This is a genomic window from Vulcanisaeta distributa JCM 11216, from assembly GCF_001315985.1.
Lineage (GTDB): Archaea > Thermoproteota > Thermoprotei > Thermoproteales > Thermocladiaceae > Vulcanisaeta > Vulcanisaeta distributa_E.
Genome location: NZ_BBBI01000006.1, coordinates 84,220 through 108,129, shown reverse-complemented (window position 1 = coordinate 108,129; position 23,910 = coordinate 84,220). Strand labels below are relative to the sequence as shown.

Genomic DNA, 23,910 nt, shown 5'->3' with positions numbered 1-23,910 from the left:
ACCCACATCCAATTAGCGTAGCCTAAACCCTCGATTAATATTAATGGTTCCCCCCCTCTCCATCAACTTCGTAGTATATTGACGTTCCATCCCTTGTAATTACATAACCACTCCTCATATTACTCCCCATCAGTCAGAAACTTGCTCAAGCCTTAATTTAGTTGTTCTCGGACCGGTGAGTACTATTGATGTTGCGATGATCTCAAATATACCAAGTAATACGAAGGTCCACACACCGGTGCCAAGCGGTTTTAATGGATTAAAGACGAGGTAAATTATGAAGGGAACAACGGCACCACCAAGATGACCAACCCCCCCGTCGGCTAGGGCAAACCCACTTGCTCTAGCCCTTGTTGGGAATAATTCAGCGGTATATGTATAGGCAGGCACGGCGAATGCTGTTGCGAAGGCGCCTAGGAATGCGCCTATTGTTAGTACTATTGGTGAACGTATAGCAACCGCAACAGCGTATAGGAACACCGCGAGCGTGGCTATACTAAAGGCCGATGCAACAAGGTATTTCCTCTCCCACTTATCGGCTATGGGCGCCATGGACAAGGCACCAACTATGTAACCGACACTACCCAGTGCTATGTACCATGTGGCTGTCGTGAATGTAAAACCTGCAGCCACGAAAATATATGGCGCAAACCCAAGCACGCCATACGCAAGCATGTAATCAAAGAACCAGAATAGAATAGCCATTATGAGCCTAGGCCCATACTTTCTATTGAATAATTCGGCAGTTGGAAACTTCGTTAATACCTTTTCAGGAAGTGGCGGTGGAACTGGCGGTAATGGCTTAATCCTTCTCTCAACAAAATCTTCAAGCATCTTAACGACTCTCTCCGCCTCATCGATCTTACCCTTTATTGTAAGCCACCTGGGGCTTTCCGGCATTAAGTATCTTAGTGGTACTATCGCTGCGGCAACAAGCGCGCCAAGCCCAAATAACCACCTCCAGCCTATTGGTGATATTGGTATCAAGGCAAATGCTATAAATGGTGTTACTGCGAAACCCAGGGCGCCTGCTAGGTATGTGAATTGAACCATCTTGCCTCTAATGTGGGCAGGCGTTATCTCTGATATGTATGTATTTATTATAGCTATTTCAGCTCCAATGCCCATACCCGTTATTAACCTACTTACTATCAAAACTATGGCATTAGTTGATAAGGCACTACCAAGGGAACCAACGGCAATTAATATGGCGTTGGTTATTAACCCCCCCCACCTACGCCCCCCCCAATAATCGCTTATTGTTGCCACGAAATAGGCACCAATTATATAACCAAACAGTGAAGCAGAGACTGCTTCACTTATCTCTAGCCTGGTCATTTTTAATTGTTGAACCATGGGTGAAACTATAGCGAATGATAATGTGAGTATATCATAGAACGCAAAGAAGTAGCCAAGCCCAATAATGACCATCCAAGAAACTGGGTAAGGCCTTATGGGAAGTCTATCTATCTCGCCCGAAGTTCACCAAGCTTAAGCTCTTTATCTGACACTTGACCCACCTGTCAAATTATACTGCAATGCCCTATTTAAGAATAGACATTAATAAAATTATAAATAAAATATACGAAAAATAAAATAAGGTCCTTATACTCATTATATTATGGTCATTAAAGACTTGAATATAATTTATTATATCGGGCGTAATAAAGCATTTATTTTTAAATATCTTCTTTTTATTTCATAGTATAATTTACATACTTTATAAAATTTCTATTTTTATAAGCTTAGCCTTAATCGTTAAATATTGTATGGCTGTATCGATTTATGTAAAGTTTGGCTTAGCGTTAGTTGGCTTGGTTTTAGTTGTGGTTTTGATGAGTGTTCCTATTAGTATTATGGCACCGCTTGGGCAGGTTCTTAACCCAGGTACTGGCATCTGGAGTAGTGTTCCTCCTCCCTCCAGTGTTGGTTGCCATAGCAGTGTTATAACGCTTAATGGTAGTTCCGCGGCTGTTGTTGTCTGTATAACTCCCGATGGCTTCATTAGGATTGCCTCCAACGAGACCTGGGCAGTGTTTTATGAGGAGGGTTACCTAACGGCTGAGTACAGGCTTGCCCAGATTTATTTCATGGCAATGATGAGTATGGGTAACCTATCATCAATGCTGGGTCCATCGGTACTTCCCAGCGATGAGTTCTTTAGAACATTATTAACGCCGCAGGTTACCCAGGAAATAGTAAACTCACTGAATAAGTCGGGCTTCACCTATGAGGCGCTGTATTATTATGTACTTGGCGTGAATGCCTATGTTAATTCCCTGACCCCCAAGTAGGATACCAATAATATTTAAGGTACTTGGATTCAGGCCACCTCCATGGACCATGGAGGATACCTTCGCCATACAGCAGTTGCTCACGTGGTCATTGAGTGGGTCGGCTGATCAATTACCGTTCACCGTGGCCCTCATTAAAATGCCACCGCAGGTCATTTATGCGTTTTACCCTGCGTACCCATCATCAATTCAATACCCTGTATATCCTAAGGAATGGAACCCAGGCATTTACAACACCACAGGGGGGGACATGAACTACCTAGACCTATACTCATTGAATCCACTGCCTCCCGGCATTACAAAACAGGAGTTTCTTAACGCGATTGATGAGGCAATAAAGTTCTATATTGAGGGTGATACGGCGTTCAGAGACTCATTAGTTAGTAAACTCCTACCTGGCATAAACCATTCGAGCACTTAGTAATAGGTTTAACCGATGAGGGCAGCAATAATTGGGTGGCTGTATCACCAAATGGGCAGGCATTTCTGGCGAATGATCCCCCCCACCTAACGACAACAGTGCCATCCATATGGATTGGGTTCCAATTAGTTGGGCCCGGCATGAATGTCGTTGGTGTCGTTTTTCCTGGGGTGCCCGGTGTAATACTCGGCCATAACCCATACATTGCCTGGGGCGCCACGGATGCCGAGCCCCCCCAGGTGGTTTATTACTACGTGGAGGTCACAAGCCCAGACCACCCAGGTGAGTATTACTATGATGGTTCCTGGTTACCCTTTGAGGTTATTCATGAGGAGATTTATGTTAAGGGTGTTGGTTATGTGCCATATAATGTCTACCTTGCACGCAATGGTGTGGTAATCGCGAATTACAGTAATGTGATTATAGTTATGAATTGGACCGGGATGTACCCAACAGATGAGGGCGCGACATTCCTGTACTTCGACATTGCGAGGAACCTCTCGGACTTCCTCAATGCCCTATCTTACTTCAAGGTCGGTATTCAGAACTTTGCGTATGCCGATAGGTACGGCAATATTGGAATATTTGCCTGGGGGGGGTTATACCCAATAGTCATGGGTGGCGACCCAAGGGCTGTCATGCTCGGTAATGGGTCATACGACTGGGTCGGTTTCATACCAACTCAATACCAGCCCTACGTATTAAACCCGCCTTCGCACTTCGCATTATCGGCAAATGAAATACTCGTATCACCCAACTACCCGTACTACGTGGGTTGGGTATTCGAAAGCGGCTTCAGGGCTGACGAGATTTACACATTACTATCGCAGTTCGAGGACGAGGGCAACATAACCTACGCATCCATGGAGGCCATACAACTCAATGTACATGATTACTCCACCAACCTATTCCTACCACCACTACTCAATGCGTTATCCACGCACCTAAGCCAACTAACGCCAATCGAGGTCGAGGCATACGAGTTATTGAGGAATTGGAATGGCGACTTCACGACCAACTCTGCCGCAGCAACGATATACTACTTCTGGCTTTGGAATTACCTAAACGACACATTCATGCCCTGGTTCCAGTACTACAACATAACGCCAGCCGACGGCTTAGGCCAGTTCTCACTATTCCTAGGACCAGACGCGGCATTCCACGGGCCATTAGTGCTGGACCTAGCCAACTGGACCAATAATTACCCAAACATTCAGTGGTTTGATGACCCATTAACGGGCCAAGAGAGGAATGCCACAATCGTCATGTTGCTGGCATTCAACCAAACAATAACGGAGTTAATGCATGAACTCGGTCCAAACCCATCAACCTGGTACTGGGGGGGAAGGGTGCATTACAGGGAGTTGACAAGTCTCTTCAGTATAAATGCGTTGTCCATCGGACCATTCCCAGCGCCTGGTGATTGCAACACGATAAACGCGGCCTATGGCCTAGTGTCTAATGAGGGCCCAAGCTGGCGCCAAATAGTCGACATGGCAAATCCACTCAGCGGAATTGGTGTTTACCCAGGCGGTATTTCTGAGAATCCACTAAGCCCGTTTTATAACGACACGACTGAGTACTGGCTCGTTGGTCAATACTACACGTTAATACCGCCCGGCTTACCGCAATACTTCTACTATCTATACATGCCAAATGCGTCATTGCCAGGGTGATGGGCATGGCCATGAGCTACATGACTCGTTTCTGGACCCTATTCATCATTAACCTAGTTATTTCATTCGCATTGGCGTATATGGGTTATTGGTTATTAATGGCTGTGTTAGGGTTAATAATTGGTTACGTGCTAAACGCCAATAAGGCATCATCAGCACTCACCTGCACAGGCGTGTCCGGGTTAATAGGCGTCTTAGTCGTTATTTTCATGAATCCATACGCGATATATGACGGTGAGGTAACCGCGGCAATAATCGGATTACCATACAGCATCATTGGCTCAATAACACTCCTAATAATAACATTATTAGTAGCACTCGCACTGTCAAGTCTCGGTGGATTGATTGGCCATTATTTACGCATGTTAATAAGGCATTAATTTAGAGATGAAACTAGTTATGTAGTTATGTTTATTCAAAGTCTATGGTATTACTGCTACCCCCCCATGCCTATTAGCTATCTTCCTTAGTTTTTGATCGTAAGTAGCTAAATAAGCACCCCCCCTCCTCAGTACCACCGATAGTATTATGTAGTCATTTAACATAGTATATGGAGCCTTATCCTGTTCCATTAAGACTAAGCCATCATGTATTATATCTAGATCCTCATGAAATATTACGAAGTCCCTCAATTCATTCAATTTCAATTTAACAATACCCAAATCCCCCCCGGTCAGCTTTAACAACACCCATATGTATTCATAGAGGACAACATAAGGTATTATGACATCACTTCTTTGCAGTATATCGTATGACTCGGCATAGTACTCGCTATCCTTAAATGTTGCATAAACTAAAACATTAGTATCAATAATTATTTGTGATCTCATTGTTCATCTCCTCAATCAGTTCCTCAATATCCTCAGGCGTTAATTTCCTCCCCAACTCATAAGTTGTCCATTTCCTACGGTAAGGCCTTATAATAATGACTTTCTCCTTCTCGTCATAGGTAATATCCACATAATCACCAACCCTAATACCAAGTCTCTCCCTTATTTCAACGGGTATTGTTATCTGAAAATTCCTAGTAACTTTTATCTTCATATTACTAAGTTAATCAGTAACTAACTAATAAATCCTACTATTTTTCCTCATCTAGTATAAATTACCATGCCTTCCTGCTCCTTCTTTGAAACGTTTCACACCCTCGTATATTTCACCCATCCTTATCGACCTTAATCCATACTCCATCTCAATGATTAAGCCCTCGCTCAACGCTTGTCCAAGCCCTCGTATACGGCAAGCCTATCATCCTAAGGGTTTCCTGGGGGGGATACTTACTTATCAATTCTGCAATCTCAATGGCCTTATCAAGGGCCTTACCCTCATCAACCAAGTAATTAACCAAGCCCCCCCATTGGTAAGCCTCCTCGGCGCTTATCAATCGTCCAGTCAGTATTAAGTCAAGGGCTCTGCTAAGCCCAACAATTTTTGCAAGTCTTTGTGTGCCACCGTCCACAAGAGGAACACCGAACCTCCTCTCCAGGAAGCCGAACTTAGCGGTTTTATCGGCAACCCTGATATCGGCCCACAGGGCGATTTCCAAACCACCAGCCACGCAGTAACCACTAATTGCGGCTATGACAGGCTTGGAGAGCCTAAGCCTAGTGAAGCCAAGAGGCCCCCTCGGAATTAGACACCCTGTTTATCAACCTATCAATGTCGTAAAGGTCAGCCCCAGAGCTGAAGTTACCGCCGGCCCCCCCCGTTATGACACCTACATAAAGACTTGGATTACTGTCGAAGTATGTCCAGGCCCTATAGAGCTCCTCAGCCGTATTGGCGTCAATGGCGTTCCTACGTTCAGGCCTATTAATGGTGACTATGAAGATACGACCCCTCTCCTCAACAACGATATTCCTATAACTCATCATCCAACTCACCAAATCAACTTACCCCCTATTCATTATATTATTCTCATCGAGCAACCCTTTAATGCTCCTCAGTAATTTCCATTGATTTCCCATCTCGATCTTCACGAAATCCCTCTTCAATAGACCCGTGCCGTGGTGATGACTTATGGTGGCGCCAATACCATTAGCCACATTAAAGGCCTCTCTCCAAACCCTCCAGTATAAATCCTCATCCTGTCTAAACACGACAACGCTGTAGAGGGATGCACCGTTTAGATATAGGTGGGTTATCCTTGAGAATACGTGTTTAACACCATCAATGGATCCAAGCCTACTCACCAACTCATTATGAAGCCTAACTAATCTGCTCCATGTTGTCGCCATATCAATGGTGTCAACCCAAAGACCTGATTGGGCAAGCATGATCAATTGTGATTCATAACCCCTAGCAAAGACATCCCTCCACCTCCTAACTAATTCAGGTTCCACACTGGCTGCACCGTGCTTAATTGCTAAGTCATTAATTATGCCGCTCACTGCATTGACTAGGTCCTCATTAAACCACCTAACCCTTATCAGGCTATGACCCCCCATCCTCACCAACCATAAACCTACCACTCTCTTTGTCATGAATAACAACCCTGTGAGGCCCTGGCACATTGATCACTACGTCGCGGGCAAAACGAATGGCATTCTCAAGGTCCTTAAACACGTAGGCCAGGTCAACGTAGTAATTAGCCAACGGTTTAACCCTAAGCACTGCCCTAACAACTATACCAAACGCACCGTCAGAACCTATGAATAGGCCTCTAAGGTCAGGCCAGGATGCCCTAACGAACCTCCCAGGCCCCCCCACTGTTACTAACTCACCATTTGGTAATACTACGTCAAGTGACAATACCAACTCATCAATATTACTCATACTATGTGAGCCTGTACCCCCCATGAGCAATTGCACCACCTATTGTGAGTAATTGAAATGATTGCGGGTGATAATCCAGGGTATAACCTCTCTCATTAAGCCACCTCTCCACATCAACCACCTTAGCACCAGCCTCGACAGTTAATGTTAAGTCCTCCTCGTTGAATTCCAAGACCCTACTTAATCTACTCATGTCAACCACGACACAACCGTTGTGATAAGCACCACCAACAACACTAGACCCACCGCCGTATGGAGCGAGGCACACGCCGTACTTATTGGCGAGCCTAACGACATTAATTACTTCATCAATACTTCCAGGCCTAATAACGGCTGGTGGCGCATCAATATCATGACCAAGCACCTCCCTGAGCATGAGTATCGACCACCAATCCCTCCTGAACGCTGATAATCCGTGACCCTCACTGATGACGTTGTCTTTCCCAAGCAATTCCTCAACGTCTTTAAGGAATTTTACTAACTCCACGATTAATGTGTGATAAAAATAGATTAATGCTATAGCACTATATAAAATATATTTTCCATATAAGCACAAACAATAAATCAAAATCAAGGCATTACTAAGTATGCCAGGTTGGGAACTAACCTGGGAGGGAAGCATTAAGGAATTCCCTGATCTCACAGAGAGGGTTTGGGTTACGGAGCGCCCACCCGGCGGTTGCTTCAATTACATTGCCCTCAGGGAGGTTAGGGGCAGGGATGTGACTTACCCATACCCGGTGCTTGTACTGCCTGGTATGACATCACATGGGGGGGAGCAGTTGATTCATGTTTCATGGCATGGAATACAACCGATAGAACCAGCAATACCGGACTCCATGATACCCATATACCTGGCAAGGCGAGGTTACCTGGTCTATACAATTGATTATAGGACGCACTTCGTACTTCCTGACGTTAAGGACCTCTCATTCATGCTTGACTGGGGGGGCTGGGAGGCGTGGCTAGGCGATATTAAGGAGGCCGTCAACAAGGTTATGGAGGTTAGCGGTAGGGATAGGGTCGTATTGATTGGGGAGAGCTTTGGTGGTATTGCGTCAATGAATTACGTTACCACTCACCCGGAGGATGTTAAGGCGATAGTACTACTAGATGGTGCACCAATAAGGGCCTCCGTTATTCAGACATTGCCTGTGCGTAATGTTGATGAGCTCAGGGCGAGTAAGCTATATGCGGTACCATCAATCCTAACTGGTGGTAAGTATCCAGGGAATATGGTGAACACGGTGTGGCTTAAGGCACTATACAATCCAGCACTGCCAAGCCCAGAGCCTGGCTTCAAGACCTTAAGCGACTATTTGATGAATATAGCCTATAACCAGGGACTTGCAAACCCATACTCATACCCAAACTCGCCTCCCCCCCAAGCCATATTTGCCGTATTAGCGACGCTGGACCCGTACTGGCCTGTTAGGTTATTCATAGAGCCAATGGATCAATTCAGGGCTAAATACATGGAGGTTAAGGTACCAATACTCACAATCATAAGTGGGCTATTTGGTATGAAGGCGGCTGACATGGACTTAGTAAAGAGGTTAACGAGTGATGTGGTAATACTTAATGGTTATGGGCACTTAGACGTTTATGCAAACCCAAATAACGTCAGGGATGTTAATGAACCCGTTCACAAGTGGCTTATTAGGATTAAGGGCTGATTGAGAATTGATAAAAAGCCATTTAAGTCCATCATTATTTTTATTTAGGAAGAATAATGGGCATTACGAAGGTTAAGATACGAATAAAAAACCGGAGAATGGTGCGAGTCGAGATGTGGAACTGATAGTGGATACCGGCAGGGTCTTTACCTGGATTAATAAGGATACCTTGGCATCAATCGGCATTAAACCAAGGAGGATCAGGCAGTTCAGGACCATAGATGGTAGGATGGTTATGAGGAGTGTTGGTTTAATCACAATTAAGTATGAGGATTACGAGGGTGATATAGAGGTGGTATTTGGCGAATCTGGCGATGCTGAGGTCCTTGGCGTCACGGCACTTGAAACACTGGGTTTAGAAGTCGACCAAGTAAGTGGTAAATTGAAATACGTGGGTCGCCTGGCATTGTAAATAGAAGTCCTAGCGAACTCCCGACTCAGGCAATACATCCTCTAATTCAATACCTCACTTAGTCCCTGCTCTTAGCTCCTTTATTCTCATGGTGGGTTTGGATAATGATTCTCGAGGAATTCCACAAAATCCTAAATACTTAATGCTTACCGTGTCTCCTCCTAACTATGAGCATCGTTAATGCGTAAATTACCGCTATCATTACTGCATACATTATTACTGTGGGCGTATAATTAACGTGCCATGCCACGGTTATACTCATCGGACCATTGACGGTGATTACGAGCCCAGGCTCGCTTAGGAATACCCCCCCATCGCTAAATACAGTGCCCGGCCTAACCATGAGCACCTCACCACTATAAAGCCACTCGGTCGTGTTGGTCGTGTAAGTACCATTAATACTCACTGGATATTCACTATGTACAGTAACGAGGTACTGGTGCCTAAAGTCACTTAGGGTTATGTTTAATGGTGAATCTACAATCATCGTCTCATTGTTACCTAGATAAACTAGGCGAGTTTCATTACTTAATACGTAGTACCTGGGTACGAGAATTATTAATGTAGAACTCTCGTTAACCCACGTAACTATTGAATAGCCACTAATGTTTTGTAGCCCCCCCGATAAGGAGACTATCACAGGCACGGGACTATTCACATTAACCCGGTACTGCTTCGTCCAATTAACAATGACCGTATATGGATTATCAATTAATAAATTTGTGACATTAACTGTAACCACATGGTAGAAACTAGTTCCCGTGAGGTATATGTAGTAGGAATTAAATACTAATCGTGTCTCATTACCAAGGTAATAGATCGCCGGTTCATTAAGTGTTACCACAGAATCATAATTATACCAACCACTCCTATCATTAAGTAATCCGCTTAAATCATTAATCGTAAGCATGTACTGTAATGTGTAATTGATATATACATTGGTTGGTCCCTGGAGCACTAAATTCAGTGGATTTGTGGCGACTACGTATGAGTTATTAATTACATAATCCGTAAACACATACCTAGACTCACCAGGAATAACTAATACTATACTCGGCTCACTTAGCATCACCGTACTATTCACAGTATAGACATTAGTAATCGTGCTCTCATTAATGGGATTAGTAATTGTTAATGGTATGAAGTACGTATTCAAGAATGCTAGATTCTCAGGGCCATTTACAATATTGACGTAGCCATAACCGATAGGTACTACGTGAGCATTATATATCATTTCAGCAGTATCAGAACCAAAACTCCACATAGACGGCACTGGCGATAAGTAGTAATTATACGGATACGGCCACGCAAAATAAAGACCTAACGATGCATTTAATGAATTGGCAACCGTGCACTCACTATTCCATGGACCAGCAATCACTAACTCGGCATCGATGGGTAATCCCCCCCTACCATCACCTATTGGTGCAACCTCCATGTATGCTGACATGGTTCTTATCTTTATTGTTACGTTGTCGTACCATGTGGTTGTTTGTCCGTTTAGTGAGTATCCGAAGGCAATCCATGGATAGCCGTTGCTACTTAGCCCGGTCTTTATGACCAGGTAAATGGTGAATGGCAGGGCTGCCGACTCCGGCTGTTCTATACCCCCCCAAGCACCATAATACTGCTCACTACCTACAACCGTCTTTGTTGTGTATACAGCACCATTACCATTAATTAATGCTGAATTAAATATACTCACGCCACTGGTATGATTCCATATACTGTCAAGTATTTGGAATTGATTACCTTGAGAATTAAACTCCAACACATTCTGTAGCCAATAGTACTGGGTATTGCCATTAGTTATATTTACAATTAAGATAGTGTTAAGTTGAGCACTAAACCAATTATTACCGGGTTCTACGGACCAGTTAAGCATGAATTAGGTTCCTGCGTTGCGGCATTGTATATGGTTACCTCACCCACAAACTCATCAGTTTTATAGCTATAGGCTAGGTACTCATTACCGATTTTCATTATTCCATAATCACTAATGCCCATTGGATTAGCCCATTGATTACTTTGTGACTTAGTTACCATTATTATGAGATCCACTAGGGCAGTGCTGTCTCCATTATTTAATATAATCACGTAGTAAATCCCCGTTTCATTTACGTAGTAATAACCCGTGATATTGTTACCACTTACTGAGTATAAGTACCCGCTAAGGAACTTTCCTGTTGAGGAATAATTATTGAATTGATGCTTTGTCAATACATAAAGAGTTACCGATGAATTACTCCAAACACCAAAATCAATGTAATAACCGCCTGATACATTCCAGTAATCATAATAATACCAACCAGGTAATAAAAGCACTATATCACTAGTTATGTTGTTGTCGAAATACCCCCAGCGAAGTGTATGGCGATAGATCCACGAATTTAAACATGGCCACTGAAGGTATCTTAATTATGTAGCCCAATAATTCGTTGGCTGCATAGCCCAATACAGGGCTTATAATCAATGATATAATAAAACCAAGGATTAATAGTTCCAGGAGTAAGGATGCTAACGCATTGTTTTTCATAGTTAATTAAGTGTTTTAGAAATAATTTATAAGATTTATCCTAGTAACAGAAATAAAACATCACGAATTTACTGAATCTTTAATGTTAATTGATAAACTATTGCTGATATGAGTATTATAATACCCATAACAATCCATAACAATTGATAGCCCGCATTAATGAGAATAATCGATGCAACCACCGGGGCAATGGCACCACTCAATTGCCAGAAGAGGTTTGCAATGCCAGTCACGCTGCCGGCTAGTTCACCACCAATCTTGGATACGGCGGTTGAGTTTGCCGGCGTTATTATGAACCTGGTAAAGCCCATGGAGGCCGCCAATATCATTAGCGGTAACTCCCTCGTGATTACGGCAAGAAGCATCGTTGATATACCATATAATGCCTCAAACAATGATAACGTGTTCCTGACACCCAAGCCCCTAATTATGTAACCGGCAATCAATGTTGATGGAATACCCAATAGGGCTAGGAGTGAGTAGGTGAAGCCAGCAACGTAATTGCCGAGTCCTATCGATAGGAAGTATTTATAGGCGTATAGCGTTATTGTCCAATATGACATGAAGAATAGAAAACCAGAGAAACTAACGACTATAACGTCGCTATTCCTCAATAACCTGAGGTTTAATGAGCCACGTGAATTACCACCATAGCCCCCTAACATTTATTGGCACGTATAGTGACGCTATGATTATTGAAGTGAGGGCAATAATGTAGTAGCTCCACCTCCAACCAAGAACCGTGCAGACCTCAGGCAGGGTAGCACCGGCGAGCACTATGGATAACGGCCAGGCAATGCTGTAATAGCCCATGGCCACCGGCAGTTCGGGACCAGTGAAGTTAATGGTCAGTAACTTCACCGTAGCCGGGTAAATCCACCCAGCGCTCAAACCCATGAAGAGACTGGCTACGTACTCAACCCACATGGTATTGGCTATACCAGACACGAAGGATGATACGGCTAAACCAATTAGTGATATCGTGATTACGTACTTTGGACTAACCCTATCCGAAATAATTCCGGCGGGTACCTGGACAACCACGTAACCTATGAAGAATAATGAGAAGACAATACCATCTTCAACAACGGTGGGTCTCAACGATGAGTATGCCGATACAATACCCCAGGCAAGCCTGGAGAAGTAACTCATGAAGAAGGAAGCCGATGCAACTCCCACCACGTATATGTCCCTAACCCTCATGCCCAGCATACGTATTGAATCTTGACCTATTTATGTCATTTCCCTTAAAGTGTTCGTGCGGCAGCGGCGTAGATCGGGTCTATTATTGTGTACTCATCATCCCTCTTCTCAACAATGCTCATATTAATAAGCGTATTCAATAAGTTACTCAATACCGTATCACTCACGTACCTACCCTCAATAATCTCCAACCTACTCTTAATAAAACTCCACCTGGCGGGTCCTTCACCAAGGATTTTAAGGATTATTCTATACCTCGTACTCCTCATTACGCCTAACAGGTTTATTAGCTCGTCACGAGCCATGCTCACCGCCATGCTCCTTATAGCATCAAAATCTGCAACGCCCCTAATTGCGTAGTTATAACCGAAGTACGTCAACCAACCGATAATCCCATCAAACTCATTAATAGCCCTTACCAGCACGTCCTCACTTGGTTTGATACCAACCTCATTGAACCCCTTATTCAGGAATTCATAGGATTCATCGGGACTTAACCTCCTAGTCTTAACCTCGACATAAGCTCTACCGAAGAGTGGTGCCTTGGGATTACGAAGCCCAAGTAGGTCATATAAAAGACCGACCTGTGATCCAGTAAGTACAAAGTTTATGTTTCTGAGGTTATCATAGGCGTAAGCAATCAACCTATCGAATCTAAACCAATTAGCCCTCCTCAACTCCTGAGCCTCATCTATTGCAATGACTACCTTACCTCCTATCTCCCCCGCTAGGTCATTGAGCTTAATTAGTAATTGAGCAATATCTAACTTACCTGGACCCCCCCTGAACCTAGCCTCAACCTTAATAGGGCTAATCCCTATGGCAAGCCCAGCAACATCCTTAAGCACGCTTAGTATCTTCTCCCTAAGCCCAGACTCGCGCCTTATGAAATCCTCAATCGCCCTAGCCCATATGACGGCTAAGTCGGCATAGTTCGGATATGCGCTAAGCCTAACGTCAAGGTATATGTAGGGCAGACCTGATTTCCTAATCGCCACATTCATTAATGAAGTCTTACCACTCCTCCTAACACCCGTGATTACTGTAAGTCTTGACATCCTAACCGCATTAATCAATTGGTTAAGTTCAATTCTAAAGTCAAATAAATCCTCCTCACTAACTTTAGGCTCTGGAGAAAAGAGCATTTAGTAACTAAGTGCAACTTAGTTAATTTAGTTTTTCCGTTGATTCACGTTATTAAACGTTTAACTAAGTATAAAAAGGTGCGGTGTTGCCGTAACTAACGATGTCGAAACAGAGAAGTAGTGAATTGATGAGGAATGCCACGGGATTCCTCGGCTCATTGTATAACTCACTGGCGGGTCAAGCACCAGCCTATAGCATTGCAGGCGGTGCAGCCCTAATAATGGGTAGTGCATACGCCGCTGCGCCATTGGCAATGCTACTCACGTTACTGGGTGTCCTGGCCATCGTCTACTCAATATTCGTACTAGCCCACAAATACCCACACGCAGCAAGCTTCTACGCCTATGTAACAAACACGATAAATGCCAGGACAGGCTTCATAAACGGAATAATCTACGCGGTGTTTTACAGCATCGTTGGCGTTGGCTCAGTGGCGATAGCCTTCGCATACCTAGCACGGAGGGCATATACGCAGTAACGGGGGGGCACGTGATAAACCCATTAATCCTACTGCCAATACCCATAGTCCTAGCCCTAATACCCGCGGTCCTTGGGATAAGGCCCAGCGTTAGGACTGAAATGACTTTAACGAGCATTGAGATAGCAATCCTATTAATATTCGTGGTACTATCATTCATAACCAACATCAATAAACTCTCAGTACTTCCATTCACGGCGCAGGGAACCTTCGCAACAACGCCCACCGGCATGTTAGCGGCATTGTCAGGAGGCCTAATCTTCGCAATAACCTACTTCATGGGCTTCGAGGTTAGTACGCAAATATCCGAGGAGGTTAGGGACCCAAGGAAGAGCGTGCCAACAAGCACGTTGTGGGCCACGGTATTCATGGGAATACTATACATACTAGTCACATACGCAATACTACTCAACATAGGCTACACGCAAAACGCCATTAATAACTTCGTTAGTATGGCCGAGGGCATGGGCCCGAACCCAGTATACACGTTGATAGGGCATTACTTGGGTACGGCAGGGCTAATACTATTTGCAATAAGTGTTATGCTTAGCGTATTCGGGTGCTACCTAGCCACACTGAATGCAACTGCGAGGATGCTCTATGGAATGGCTAGGGACGGATTACTACCTGCATGGCTCGCCGAGACGCACCCAAGGTATAAGAGCCCGCATAAGGCCCTTTATCTAAGCACTGCCGTGGCAGTACTAACCATTGTGCTTGCGTACGTTGCAGCCTACGTGGGCGGTTACGTAAAGCCCCCCCTGGAGTTGACCTACAACGCCATGGAGGACGCCTACGCCATCGACTCCCTATACTACGTATTGAGCCTAATACTCGTGGCGGCGGGAGCCTGAGACTAACCACCTGGGTGGCAGGATAGCCATAGCCATTGGGATAGCCATACTAGCAATAACCTTCTACTACTCAATAGTGAGCACCTGGTACTTAGTTATACTAATAGCGTCAATAATACTTACGGTAGCCATATCATACGCCATAAACCCCCCCAGGATTAGGAAAATAAAAATGACGACATGCCCATACTGCTGATCTATTTTTAACTTTGCTTTAATACCTTACCTCAAACGATTAAGAGTAAATTAGGTATATTAATGAGGCCGCTATAAACGATACGAAGTAGCTTATGTCGGCGCCGCCGAGGGCGTTGGCTACTGGGCCTATGAAGGGTATTAAACCTCCTGTGGCGGCGTCTAGGTTCATGAATGGTACCGAGATTAATAGGCCGATTATGTAGGCGAGCAGTGCCTTCCAAATTACCTTCGGCCCATTCTCCACGAGTTTCCAATCCCTGGTCCTATTCACGTAGAACATCACCAGTAGTATTCCGATCCAAGGCGTTATCCAATAATCTAGGAATAGTAGGAATCCCTCGTAGTAACCCACGAAGTTTAACCCACCGAGTACGGCCATCAATGTACCAACCACTGCGCCAGCCACTAACGCCTGCCACCTCCTCGCCCTATTATATATTGCCAAGGCGGAGAGTGAGTTGGTGTATATGTTGAGGACATTGGCGGCCAACGCGCCCAGGAATAGGGCTATCACGGCTATTATGGCGTAAGCCATCCCGTAACTACCCATGAACTGCACAAGCACGGTTGGTAAGCCACTCGTGTTTCCAGTCGCTGCGCTGACGGCAAAGCCCACGGCCTCACTCCATAGGCTGGCCAGTAGACCGCCAAGGGCTGCGTAGGTTATTATCTTTAGCCTGCTCGTGCTCTCTGGTAGGTAGCGTGAGTAGTCGCTGGCGTATGGGCCCCCCCACGACATTATGTAGCTGAAGACTGTGGCTAGTGCTATTGCGAAGTTGAATGGATTAAATGAGGTGTTCCTAGCGTAGGTATTCAATAGGTGAGGTTTCGATAATGACAGGGCTAGGGAAACGGCGAACATTATCCCAAGTACTATTGATAGTACGTACTCAGACCTATGTATTATGTCGTAGCCAAAGAGTGCGATTATGAATTGGGTTAGCACGGTTATGAGAATCGCCGCATAAAGCGGTATTGCCGGGTCTATGTAATTTATTATGTAACCACCGATTATCGCATTCACGGAGAACCAACCAAGCGTGCTAATCCAATTCGCTATTGCGAAGGGTAGGTTGCCTACCCTGCCATAGGCAGCCCTTGAAATCATTATCTGTGGGTAGCCGTAGGTCGGTCCCATAGCTGCTAATAACCCTACCAATAAACCACCGAGTACGTTACCAAGTACGAGGCGAGTACCAGCCAGGGTATTGGCAGGCCAAGCATGTATAGTATTGGGCCGAGGGCGTAATCAGCTACTGTCAGGTTACTCGCGAACCACAGCGTGAATTGGTACATGGTCCTACCATGCCTCATTGAGTCTGGTATGTGCTCTATGCCGATTCTTTCTATCATTGATGACATTGAACAGAGGAACAATAAAATAGGGAAGTAAGTGCTATATGGCAAAAAATGCGGTGATACAGTACAGGCCTTGTTAAGTGGGTTAGGCAGAAAATGCCCAATAAAGATTTACACCGAGGATTATGTAACCATGCGTTATTACGGGGGGGGATTACCTCTCGATACTTGATGATGAGTACGGAGTAATTAGTACCAGGAATAAGGATGTTGCTGGTGCTGGCACTTTCATTGGTGACGCCGCGATTTATTTCATAGGGAAAAGGTGCGAATGAGGTAGTGGCTGTTGAGTCTAATCCAAAGGCATTTGGGTAACTGATTAGAAATGTTGAGCTAAATGGCTTGGTTAATTGAGTAATACCTATTAACGCAGCACTTAATAGTATTCCTAGTAATACCTGTGTTCAGAGAGATCTCGACTTAGGGAGTATAATGGCTATGTACTTTGGTCCTCCATGGGTAATGAAAGCACATGCGATTTGGGTTGGATTGGCGACTTTAGGTGAGGTCATTAATGGGGCTAGCGTTGGTACGGGTGTTCTGAAGATGAATTGCGGGTTTTGTGAATATGAGGTTATACTAATGATTATAAGCACGTTAGGCTGTTCAGAGAGTTGGTCTTTGAGCAACATAGGTGGGTTATGGGAATACCTGTCCTGAGGTTGATGGATGTGTTAAGGAGGGGGGGTTTGGGTGTGCGGTTGCTGGTGTGCATGAGAATTATGGCTATGCTTATTGTAAGTGAACGACTTAAAGTTAATTAATTACTCCATACTTGTTGTAGGATAATGATAGAAGTTAACGAGAAGGTTAGTGGCCTAATTTATCAATTGAAAATATATATGCCCATGGACCCTGGTTACGTATTCTCCTACGTGATTAGGGAGGGAAATGATTGCTTGATGATTGACGCAGGTTACCCCCCCAATATGGACCTACTTAACCCATTAATTAATAGGTTGAGGGAAATACCAAACTGCAGGGTTAGTACCTTGTTCATTACGCATATGCACATTGATCATACGGGCTTAGCTGATGAGCTGCGTAATAGGCTTAGCCTTAGTGTGGTAATGCATAGGAGGGATTATGAGCAGGTCATGAAGATGATGGACAGGGATTCCTTTGTTAGAGGATTTCTGGAGTTGTCGGAGTATTATGGTGTTCCAAGTACGGAAATGGAACTTTATAGAAACGTTACCAGCAGCATATCTGGTAGGAGGAGGATGAATTCGGTAAACCCTGATGTGATTATTGATGGTGAGGAAAATCGCATTGAGAGTGTACGGGTATTACTAACGCCGGGTCATTCGCCGGGTCATGTTTCAGTTATCCTTGACGAGAAAGGAATAGCATTTACAGGTGACTTAATACTACCCACAATAACTACCCATGTTGGTTTAACACCAATAAATCCAGGTAACCCACTCCTTGAATACCTTAATTCATTAATTAAGATACGTAACATAGGCCTTAAGTGCATATACCCTGGGCATGAGGGTGAGATATGTAACGTTAATGCGAGGATAGATGAATTAATCATGCACAGGTTTCGAGACTCTGCGAAGTATTAAATGCGTTAAGGAATGGTGAATTAACGATATTTGAAATAACGAAGAAGCTCAGGTGGATGGATAACAAGGGCTATGTTGATTTAGACCCAATGAATAGGTACATGGCGTTAACGGAGACTGCGGCCCTCGTTAAGTACCTGGAATCAATGGGCATTGTTAAGGCAGGTAATGACTACAGGTACGGAATTACGAGGGAGGTCTCCTGCAATGTTAGGGAGTTAATACCGCAATTAGGTTAATTAATTCGAAGTTATTAATTTATCGATGGATTTCGGGGGGGAAATTGAGGAGTTTATTCTCAGTAAAATTAGGGAGTCGAGACTGCCCGGCCTAAGCATTGGTGTTGTTAGGAATGACGAGTTGGTTTATGCCAAGGGCTTTGGCTTTAGGGATATTGATAAGGGCTTACCTGCAACACCACGGACTATCTATGGTATCGGTTCAATAACGAAGTCCTTCACCGCATTGGCAATACTTAGGCTTGTTGAGGAGGACAGGCTGAGCCTTGAGGACCCAGTCGATAAGTACGTACCAATTAAGTTAAACCCAATGGGTACGGTCACGATACACCACCTACTAACACACAGTAGTGGATTACCCGCGCTTGGCTATGCCGAGGCCTACATAAATGGTGTGCTTGGTCTTGACAGTAATTGGTTGCCGCTGGCCACACCCGAGGATGTGCTGGCGTTCATGAGGAATGCCGCGGATTGGGCTGTGGCTAGGCCGGGCGAGAGGTTCTTTTACCTTAATGAGGGTTATGTAATACTGGGCTTAATAATAAAGAGAGTTAGCGGTATGCCCTATGAGGACTTCGTTAGGGAGAAAATACTGAAGCCACTTGGCATGGCCAGGACCTACTTCATGGCTGAGGAGGTTCTCAAGGACCCTGAGGTTGCGATACCGTACATAATTGATAGGGAGGGCAATCACGTACCGAGTAAGTTTCCATTCGGCATAACCTCTGATGGCGGATTACTTAGCAATGTCGTTGACATGGCCAGGTACGTGTCAACGCTAATCAATAGGGGGGGTGAGCTTAATGGCGTTAGGATAGTGGGTAGGGAGTTGATTGAGACTGCGAGAGGGGTTATATAGACGTGCCCTGGAAGATCATCGGTGATGAGAAGTATGGCTATGGGCTAATAGTGAGCCAGAACTTCTATGGTAGGAGGTTGGTCGAGCATAGCGGTAATGTGGGTGTCTACACGGCGGATATGGCATACATACCAAGCGAGAAGATGGGGGTTATCATAATGGCGAATGCGAGGGCTATCCACTATCAAAGATGGGAATTTACGTACTAAGCAAGTTGCTTGGTCATGACCCAAATGAATTAAGGGCATTCATGATTGAGGAGGTGAATAAAAGGCTCGAGAACATACGAAGCATATGGTGGTACTGTAAAGATCTCAATACAAAGGCAAGGAGACTACCTAGTAATAAAGAGCGTAACGAAGTACACCGAGGAGACAACAATACTCGTGCCCAATGAGGTAAGAAGGGACTACGCCAGGTTCTACACCCTAGTGAATGGGGGGGCCAAAATACCCGTTGAGTTTTTTATTAACAATAATGGGGGGGTTGTCCTTATCTATGAGAGGTTTAAGTTTATAAAACGAGAATGAATAGTGAGGGGGATACTTTTGTAGAAAGATTTTTAAAGAACTACGTTATATGGAATTCGTATGATTAGAATAAAGTTTAATATTAACGATAAAAGAAGGGACTTTTCGAATGAAAAATACAATAGATATATGTATATGAATTATATTCAAGAATATAGTAAATACTATGCATATATGCGGCGAATACCAATGTAATGGTACTGCTTATTTACTCCATCAATATGTCCTACCTGTGATTGTGGGCAATATAAACAATGTGCCATCTGAGGACGTTTCAAAACTACTTAAGGGTACGAAGGGCTTCTATGTTCAGTGGTTAATAACTAAAGAGCATGGTTCTAAGTACGCGGTCAGGAGATTCATTGTTAAGCCAGGCGGTGTTATGCCCCCTTCATAATCATAAGTATACTGAGGCCGTTGTAATACTTAAGGGTAAACTCAGGGTTAGGACCAATGAGAAAATTTACGAACTTGGTCCAGGGGACTTCTTCTTCACGGGCCCGTACGAGCCCCCCCATGCAATTGAGAATATCGGTGATAGCGAGGCTGAGTTTATATGCGTGATTTCCTATGAGGATGACATGTCATTGAAGCCTCTGGAGTGATTGAATAGTTTTGAATTTTGTTCTTATTGTTCGTGTTCAAAACCGCAAGTTATATAGTAATAATTAGTGTGATGTAGATTATTTGTTGAAAAATAGTTATTAAGAGGTAATTATAACGTACATTCAATGAACCCAATTAATGATTACCTCAAGGACGCTGTTAAAGAATTACAGGGTGAGAAGGCCTTCACATACCTGGCTAAGGCACGTGAGGTTACCGAGAAGAAGGGTATTAAGGTTATTTCGTTCGGTATAGGCCAACCTGATATACCAACCTTTGACAACATAATAAGCGCGGCCAAGAGGGCCCTTGATGAAAAATTCACCGGATACACGGAGACAGAGGGTATTAGAGAGCTTAGGGAGGCCATTGCCGACTACCTTAACTATAGGTACCGCACTAACGTTAGGCCTGATGAGGTCATTGTAACCACAGGTACTAAGACGGCCATTTTCCTAGCCATAGCGGCCTACGTAAGGCCAGGCGATGAGGTGATAATACCAGACCCAACATACCCGGCATATCCAGAGCTCACGAAATTCTTCGGTGGTAAGCCAATCTATGTTTCCATGAGATTTGACCCAGAAGATGGATTTAGACTTGATTTAAACGCTATTGAGAGTTCAATAACCACGAGGACTAGGGCCATCGTGATAAATAACCCACACAACCCAACGGGCGCCATATTCAGGCCTGAGGAGGTTACCAAACTCCTTGAGATAGCTAGGGACCATAATCTATTGGTTATTGTTGATGAGATATATGACAACTTCGTTTATGAGACAAGCGCATTTAAGAGCGTCCTAGAGCTTGAGCCTGAGTGGAGGAATTACGTGCTCTATACCAATGGCTTTAGTAAGACCTTCTCAATGACTGGTTGGAGACTTGGCTATCTAGTGGCTAGTAGGGATGTTATTGATCCGATAAGGAAGTTAGCAGCAAACACCTATAGTTGCCCACCGAGCATTGCCCAAAGGCTGGTGTTGAGGCCCTTAGAAATGAGGCATCTTGGAGGAGTTCCAAGGCCATGATTGATTTATTCAGGAGGAGGAGGGACGTGATGTATGAGGAGTTGAGGAAGATACCTGGTATCGAGGTTTGGAGGAGTACGGGCGCCTTCTACATGTATCCAAGGGTTAAGAAGATACTCGATAAATTGGGCATGGATGTTGAGAAATTCGCCGATTGGCTACTTGAGAATTACGGAGTCGTCGTACTGCCCGGAACCGCATTCTCAGAAACCCACATGGGCAGGGAATACGTGAGACTTAGCTTCGCACTTGATGAGAAGCTGATTAGGGAGGGTATAGAAAGGATTAGGAAGGCTGTTGAGGGTTAGGGCTTAATTAGCAGGATGCTAGTAAATTGAGGACCTGCTCCGTAGATGCCACCTTGAGGTCATCCATTACGTTAGTTATTATTCTTAGCGTTAAATCATCACTGGGATTACCAGCCCTACCTCTCATATCAATGGCATACCTGCATGGGTTATCTATGAAATCCTCATTACCATAACCCATCAATAACTCCCTCCTAACCCCCCCTTTGCATACTACCCGCATGAGGACATTATTGCCCTTCACACCACGAATAACGTTACTATACATACGTGAGTACTTCGTATAAACCTCAAACCTAACCTGGACGTAGTTACCCGGGCTTCGGAAAATTGGCCCCTCAACTATTAATGAGTCAAGCAACCCATCATCATTGATTACGAACTCAACAGTCAGCTCAAGCTCATGAAACCAAAAATGAACAATCAAGCAATCAAACGCACCCAAATACCTTGAGCACCTAATTCCACCTGAGATACAATCCCTAACACCCACGTTAAAGCAATTATCCCTAACCCACTATTTAAACATTAATTATCCACACGATACTTTACAAACAGCAAATAAATTCACGTTAATAAAAACAAGGTTATTCCAAAGAAAACACCAGAGAAACCTTTAAATAAAAGCAAAATTATGAAGAAATCAGAGAAATATAAGGTAGGCCCACTATCGTGGGCTAAAATAAGTACGTTTCTTTCTTCTTTTCTTCCTTGGCTCAATTATTACATTGCCTCTGTATTGCATCTATCGTTTTATTTTCTACAAGGGAACAAATACAGTAATATATAGAGACCTATAAAATCTTTATCCAGAGAAAACTAAAAAGATTTAAATTAATCCTCAAGGCATAACCTATCGTATGAGTTATGCGGAAATCGGGCTTGGGGGGGATATCATTGGGATAATTAAGGAGTTGAGGGCACTTAGGGATACACTTAGGAATAGGCTTACCATTAAGGTCCTAGGGACTATGTCGTTGGTAATGTTGATGTCTTGGCCAGGCCGATGTTCACTGATGGTTTTATTGTTTCATTCAGGGTTGGTCAGCGTGAGTATAGGGTTTGGTGGTCTAACATCGAGGAATCACTGAGGGGGGGAGTGGGCAGTGATTGGGGTGATTATAGGGTCGTGGTTGGTAAGGAGCCGTACATTGAGTTTTTAAATATAGACGGTAGCACTGCGGCTAGGGTTAGGATTAATGAGGAATTAATAAGTAGGTTAGACAGCATGTTAAACGCGGCATTTCTACTCAGTGTTGTGGATTGGTTTATTGAGGATGATGTCAGGAGCATAGCCAACATAGCCAATGTATTCGTACCGGAGGACTACTCAGAGCTAAGGTACATCAGTGACTTTGTTGAGACCGTGCACTCGAAATTAAGTGAGTTGAATATTATCAAGGAGCTTGAGGATGGCGTTAGGAGGATAGAGCTCGAGTGCCACATGAATAACCACAGGAATAGGGAGGTTGTCGAGGTAATACCAGTTGGTAAGTACTACCTATGCCCAGAGTGCCTGAGGAAGGCTGAGAAGTACGTTGACGATGTACTTAACAAGTGGAGAGACGTGAAGATAAAGGTGCCACTCGAGACATGGCAGGGAATACAGAAAAGCATAGAACAAACAAAGGAAATAATAAAAACAATAGAAAATACAACATAACGCTAACAATAAAAATACTAAGCATAATCATTCAACCTCAAACTCACATCAAAGTCACTAATAAGAAATCTCCTT

General features: G+C 44.1%; 31 protein-coding genes and 3 pseudogenes. 20 read left to right on the top strand and 14 right to left on the bottom strand.

Features of this window, described 5'->3' with window-relative positions:
• Positions 1–129: 129 nt before the first annotated feature.
• On the bottom strand, positions 130–1,431 hold the full coding sequence (locus JCM11216_RS06700) for an MFS transporter (RefSeq protein ID WP_054853697.1): 1,302 nt from the start codon (positions 1,429–1,431) through the stop codon (positions 130–132).
• Between the two features lie 338 nt (positions 1,432–1,769).
• On the opposite strand from JCM11216_RS06700, the gene JCM11216_RS06695 reads away from it, so the two are divergent.
• The 4 genes from JCM11216_RS06695 to JCM11216_RS06680 are packed head-to-tail and all read left to right on the top strand — an operon-like array spanning position 1,770 to position 4,771.
• A complete protein-coding gene (locus JCM11216_RS06695; protein WP_054853696.1) occupies positions 1,770–2,294 on the top strand; it encodes a penicillin acylase family protein in 525 nt (174 codons plus the stop codon).
• A 49-nt stretch (positions 2,295–2,343) separates the two neighbouring features.
• Positions 2,344–2,715, top strand: coding sequence for a hypothetical protein (locus tag JCM11216_RS06690; RefSeq protein ID WP_054853695.1), 372 nt, complete (start codon positions 2,344–2,346; stop codon positions 2,713–2,715).
• Between the two features lie 35 nt (positions 2,716–2,750).
• A complete protein-coding gene (locus JCM11216_RS06685; RefSeq protein ID WP_054853694.1) occupies positions 2,751–4,391 on the top strand; it encodes a penicillin acylase family protein in 1,641 nt (546 codons plus the stop codon).
• The gene (locus JCM11216_RS06680; RefSeq protein WP_054853693.1) at positions 4,391–4,771 is read left to right on the top strand and encodes a hypothetical protein; all 381 of its coding nucleotides are present in this window, start codon (positions 4,391–4,393) and stop codon (positions 4,769–4,771) included. The genes JCM11216_RS06685 and JCM11216_RS06680 overlap by 1 nt, the downstream gene beginning before the upstream one ends.
• A gap of 42 nt (positions 4,772–4,813) precedes the next feature.
• On the opposite strand, the gene JCM11216_RS06675 is transcribed toward JCM11216_RS06680, so the two are convergent.
• The 6 genes and pseudogenes from JCM11216_RS06675 to JCM11216_RS17405 form a co-directional block, all read right to left on the bottom strand.
• A complete protein-coding gene (locus tag JCM11216_RS06675; protein ID WP_054853692.1) occupies positions 4,814–5,221 on the bottom strand; it encodes a PIN domain-containing protein in 408 nt (135 codons plus the stop codon).
• Positions 5,199–5,435, bottom strand: a complete 237-nt coding sequence (locus tag JCM11216_RS06670) for an AbrB/MazE/SpoVT family DNA-binding domain-containing protein (protein WP_054843021.1) — start codon at positions 5,433–5,435, stop codon at positions 5,199–5,201. The genes JCM11216_RS06675 and JCM11216_RS06670 overlap by 23 nt, the downstream gene beginning before the upstream one ends.
• Positions 5,436–5,583: 148 nt before the next feature.
• Positions 5,584–6,262 (bottom strand): annotated as a pseudogene (locus tag JCM11216_RS06665) (enoyl-CoA hydratase-related protein).
• A gap of 21 nt (positions 6,263–6,283) precedes the next feature.
• Positions 6,284–6,838, bottom strand: coding sequence for an FAD-linked oxidase C-terminal domain-containing protein (locus tag JCM11216_RS17415; RefSeq protein ID WP_243675630.1), 555 nt, complete (start codon positions 6,836–6,838; stop codon positions 6,284–6,286).
• The gene (locus JCM11216_RS17410; RefSeq protein WP_243675581.1) at positions 6,825–7,190 is read right to left on the bottom strand and encodes a hypothetical protein; all 366 of its coding nucleotides are present in this window, start codon (positions 7,188–7,190) and stop codon (positions 6,825–6,827) included. Before JCM11216_RS17410 ends, JCM11216_RS17415 begins: the two co-directional genes overlap by 14 nt.
• Positions 7,168–7,653, bottom strand: coding sequence for an FAD-dependent oxidoreductase (locus tag JCM11216_RS17405; protein ID WP_243675580.1), 486 nt, complete (start codon positions 7,651–7,653; stop codon positions 7,168–7,170). The genes JCM11216_RS17410 and JCM11216_RS17405 overlap by 23 nt, the downstream gene beginning before the upstream one ends.
• Before the next feature lie 100 nt (positions 7,654–7,753).
• On the opposite strand from JCM11216_RS17405, the gene JCM11216_RS06655 reads away from it, so the two are divergent.
• A complete protein-coding gene (locus JCM11216_RS06655; RefSeq protein WP_054853691.1) occupies positions 7,754–8,842 on the top strand; it encodes an alpha/beta fold hydrolase in 1,089 nt (362 codons plus the stop codon).
• Between the two features lie 115 nt (positions 8,843–8,957).
• Positions 8,958–9,254, top strand: a complete 297-nt coding sequence (locus JCM11216_RS06650; RefSeq protein WP_054853690.1) for a hypothetical protein — start codon at positions 8,958–8,960, stop codon at positions 9,252–9,254.
• 139 nt (positions 9,255–9,393) lie between these two features.
• On the opposite strand, the pseudogene JCM11216_RS06645 reads toward JCM11216_RS06650, so the two are convergent.
• From JCM11216_RS06645 to JCM11216_RS06625, 4 genes and pseudogenes are all read right to left on the bottom strand, one after another.
• A pseudogene (locus tag JCM11216_RS06645) lies at positions 9,394–11,237 on the bottom strand (thermopsin).
• A 621-nt stretch (positions 11,238–11,858) separates the two neighbouring features.
• On the bottom strand, positions 11,859–12,455 hold the full coding sequence (locus JCM11216_RS17400) for an MFS transporter (protein WP_243675578.1): 597 nt from the start codon (positions 12,453–12,455) through the stop codon (positions 11,859–11,861).
• A complete protein-coding gene (locus JCM11216_RS17395; protein ID WP_243675576.1) occupies positions 12,433–13,002 on the bottom strand; it encodes an MFS transporter in 570 nt (189 codons plus the stop codon). Before JCM11216_RS17395 ends, JCM11216_RS17400 begins: the two co-directional genes overlap by 23 nt.
• A gap of 35 nt (positions 13,003–13,037) precedes the next feature.
• Entirely contained in the window at positions 13,038–14,138 is a 1,101-nt protein-coding gene (locus JCM11216_RS06625; protein ID WP_054853686.1) for an ATP-binding protein, read from the bottom strand.
• Positions 14,139–14,392: 254 nt separating this feature from the next.
• Between JCM11216_RS06625 and JCM11216_RS06620 the strand changes: the two are divergent.
• Positions 14,393–15,471: pseudogene (locus JCM11216_RS06620) on the top strand (amino acid permease).
• A 235-nt stretch (positions 15,472–15,706) separates the two neighbouring features.
• Here JCM11216_RS06620 and JCM11216_RS06615 read toward each other — a convergent pair.
• On the bottom strand, positions 15,707–16,828 hold the full coding sequence (locus JCM11216_RS06615) for a cytosine permease (protein ID WP_243675573.1): 1,122 nt from the start codon (positions 16,826–16,828) through the stop codon (positions 15,707–15,709).
• Complete coding sequence (locus JCM11216_RS17390) at positions 16,822–17,031, bottom strand: hypothetical protein (RefSeq protein WP_243675571.1); 210 nt, start codon at positions 17,029–17,031, stop codon at positions 16,822–16,824. Before JCM11216_RS17390 ends, JCM11216_RS06615 begins: the two co-directional genes overlap by 7 nt.
• A 31-nt stretch (positions 17,032–17,062) precedes the next feature.
• Here JCM11216_RS17390 and JCM11216_RS17385 point away from each other — a divergent pair, with 31 nt between their 5' ends.
• The 11 genes from JCM11216_RS17385 to JCM11216_RS17350 all read left to right on the top strand — a co-directional run bounded on the left by JCM11216_RS17385 (position 17,063) and on the right by JCM11216_RS17350 (position 22,172).
• Complete coding sequence (locus tag JCM11216_RS17385; RefSeq protein WP_243675569.1) at positions 17,063–17,200, top strand: hypothetical protein; 138 nt, start codon at positions 17,063–17,065, stop codon at positions 17,198–17,200.
• 442 nt (positions 17,201–17,642) lie between these two features.
• Positions 17,643–17,792 carry a hypothetical protein gene (locus tag JCM11216_RS17380; RefSeq protein WP_243675567.1) on the top strand — a complete coding sequence of 50 codons (150 nt, stop codon included), beginning with the start codon at positions 17,643–17,645 and terminating at the stop codon, positions 17,790–17,792.
• Between the two features lie 24 nt (positions 17,793–17,816).
• Positions 17,817–18,599 carry an MBL fold metallo-hydrolase gene (locus tag JCM11216_RS06605; protein WP_243675566.1) on the top strand — a complete coding sequence of 261 codons (783 nt, stop codon included), beginning with the start codon at positions 17,817–17,819 and terminating at the stop codon, positions 18,597–18,599.
• Positions 18,600–18,655: 56 nt separating this feature from the next.
• Positions 18,656–18,838, top strand: coding sequence for a hypothetical protein (locus tag JCM11216_RS17375; RefSeq protein WP_243675565.1), 183 nt, complete (start codon positions 18,656–18,658; stop codon positions 18,836–18,838).
• Between the two features lie 25 nt (positions 18,839–18,863).
• The gene (locus JCM11216_RS17370) at positions 18,864–19,697 is read left to right on the top strand and encodes a serine hydrolase domain-containing protein (RefSeq protein ID WP_243675564.1); all 834 of its coding nucleotides are present in this window, start codon (positions 18,864–18,866) and stop codon (positions 19,695–19,697) included.
• Between the two features lie 2 nt (positions 19,698–19,699).
• A complete protein-coding gene (locus JCM11216_RS17365) occupies positions 19,700–19,906 on the top strand; it encodes a hypothetical protein (RefSeq protein WP_243675563.1) in 207 nt (68 codons plus the stop codon).
• Positions 19,907–20,014: 108 nt separating this feature from the next.
• The gene (locus JCM11216_RS17360; protein ID WP_243675629.1) at positions 20,015–20,227 is read left to right on the top strand and encodes a hypothetical protein; all 213 of its coding nucleotides are present in this window, start codon (positions 20,015–20,017) and stop codon (positions 20,225–20,227) included.
• Between the two features lie 232 nt (positions 20,228–20,459).
• Entirely contained in the window at positions 20,460–20,624 is a 165-nt protein-coding gene (locus tag JCM11216_RS17355; RefSeq protein WP_243675562.1) for a hypothetical protein, read from the top strand.
• Positions 20,590–20,832, top strand: coding sequence for a cupin domain-containing protein (locus tag JCM11216_RS06595; RefSeq protein ID WP_243675561.1), 243 nt, complete (start codon positions 20,590–20,592; stop codon positions 20,830–20,832). Before JCM11216_RS17355 ends, JCM11216_RS06595 begins: the two co-directional genes overlap by 35 nt.
• A gap of 126 nt (positions 20,833–20,958) precedes the next feature.
• Complete coding sequence (locus JCM11216_RS06590) at positions 20,959–21,864, top strand: aminotransferase class I/II-fold pyridoxal phosphate-dependent enzyme (protein WP_243675560.1); 906 nt, start codon at positions 20,959–20,961, stop codon at positions 21,862–21,864.
• Positions 21,786–22,172, top strand: coding sequence for an aminotransferase class I/II-fold pyridoxal phosphate-dependent enzyme (locus JCM11216_RS17350; RefSeq protein ID WP_243675558.1), 387 nt, complete (start codon positions 21,786–21,788; stop codon positions 22,170–22,172). Before JCM11216_RS06590 ends, JCM11216_RS17350 begins: the two co-directional genes overlap by 79 nt.
• A gap of 7 nt (positions 22,173–22,179) precedes the next feature.
• Here JCM11216_RS17350 and JCM11216_RS06585 read toward each other — a convergent pair whose 3' ends face one another.
• Entirely contained in the window at positions 22,180–22,665 is a 486-nt protein-coding gene (locus JCM11216_RS06585) for a hypothetical protein (protein WP_054853685.1), read from the bottom strand.
• A gap of 367 nt (positions 22,666–23,032) precedes the next feature.
• Between JCM11216_RS06585 and JCM11216_RS17345 the strand changes: the two genes are divergently transcribed.
• Together JCM11216_RS17345 and JCM11216_RS06580 are read left to right on the top strand one after the other, a co-directional pair.
• Positions 23,033–23,263: a hypothetical protein gene (locus tag JCM11216_RS17345; RefSeq protein ID WP_243675557.1), complete on the top strand. Its 231-nt coding sequence runs from the start codon at positions 23,033–23,035 to the stop codon at positions 23,261–23,263.
• Positions 23,167–23,835: a hypothetical protein gene (locus tag JCM11216_RS06580; protein ID WP_243675556.1), complete on the top strand. Its 669-nt coding sequence runs from the start codon at positions 23,167–23,169 to the stop codon at positions 23,833–23,835. Before JCM11216_RS17345 ends, JCM11216_RS06580 begins: the two co-directional genes overlap by 97 nt.
• The last annotated feature ends 75 nt before the right edge of the window (positions 23,836–23,910 follow it).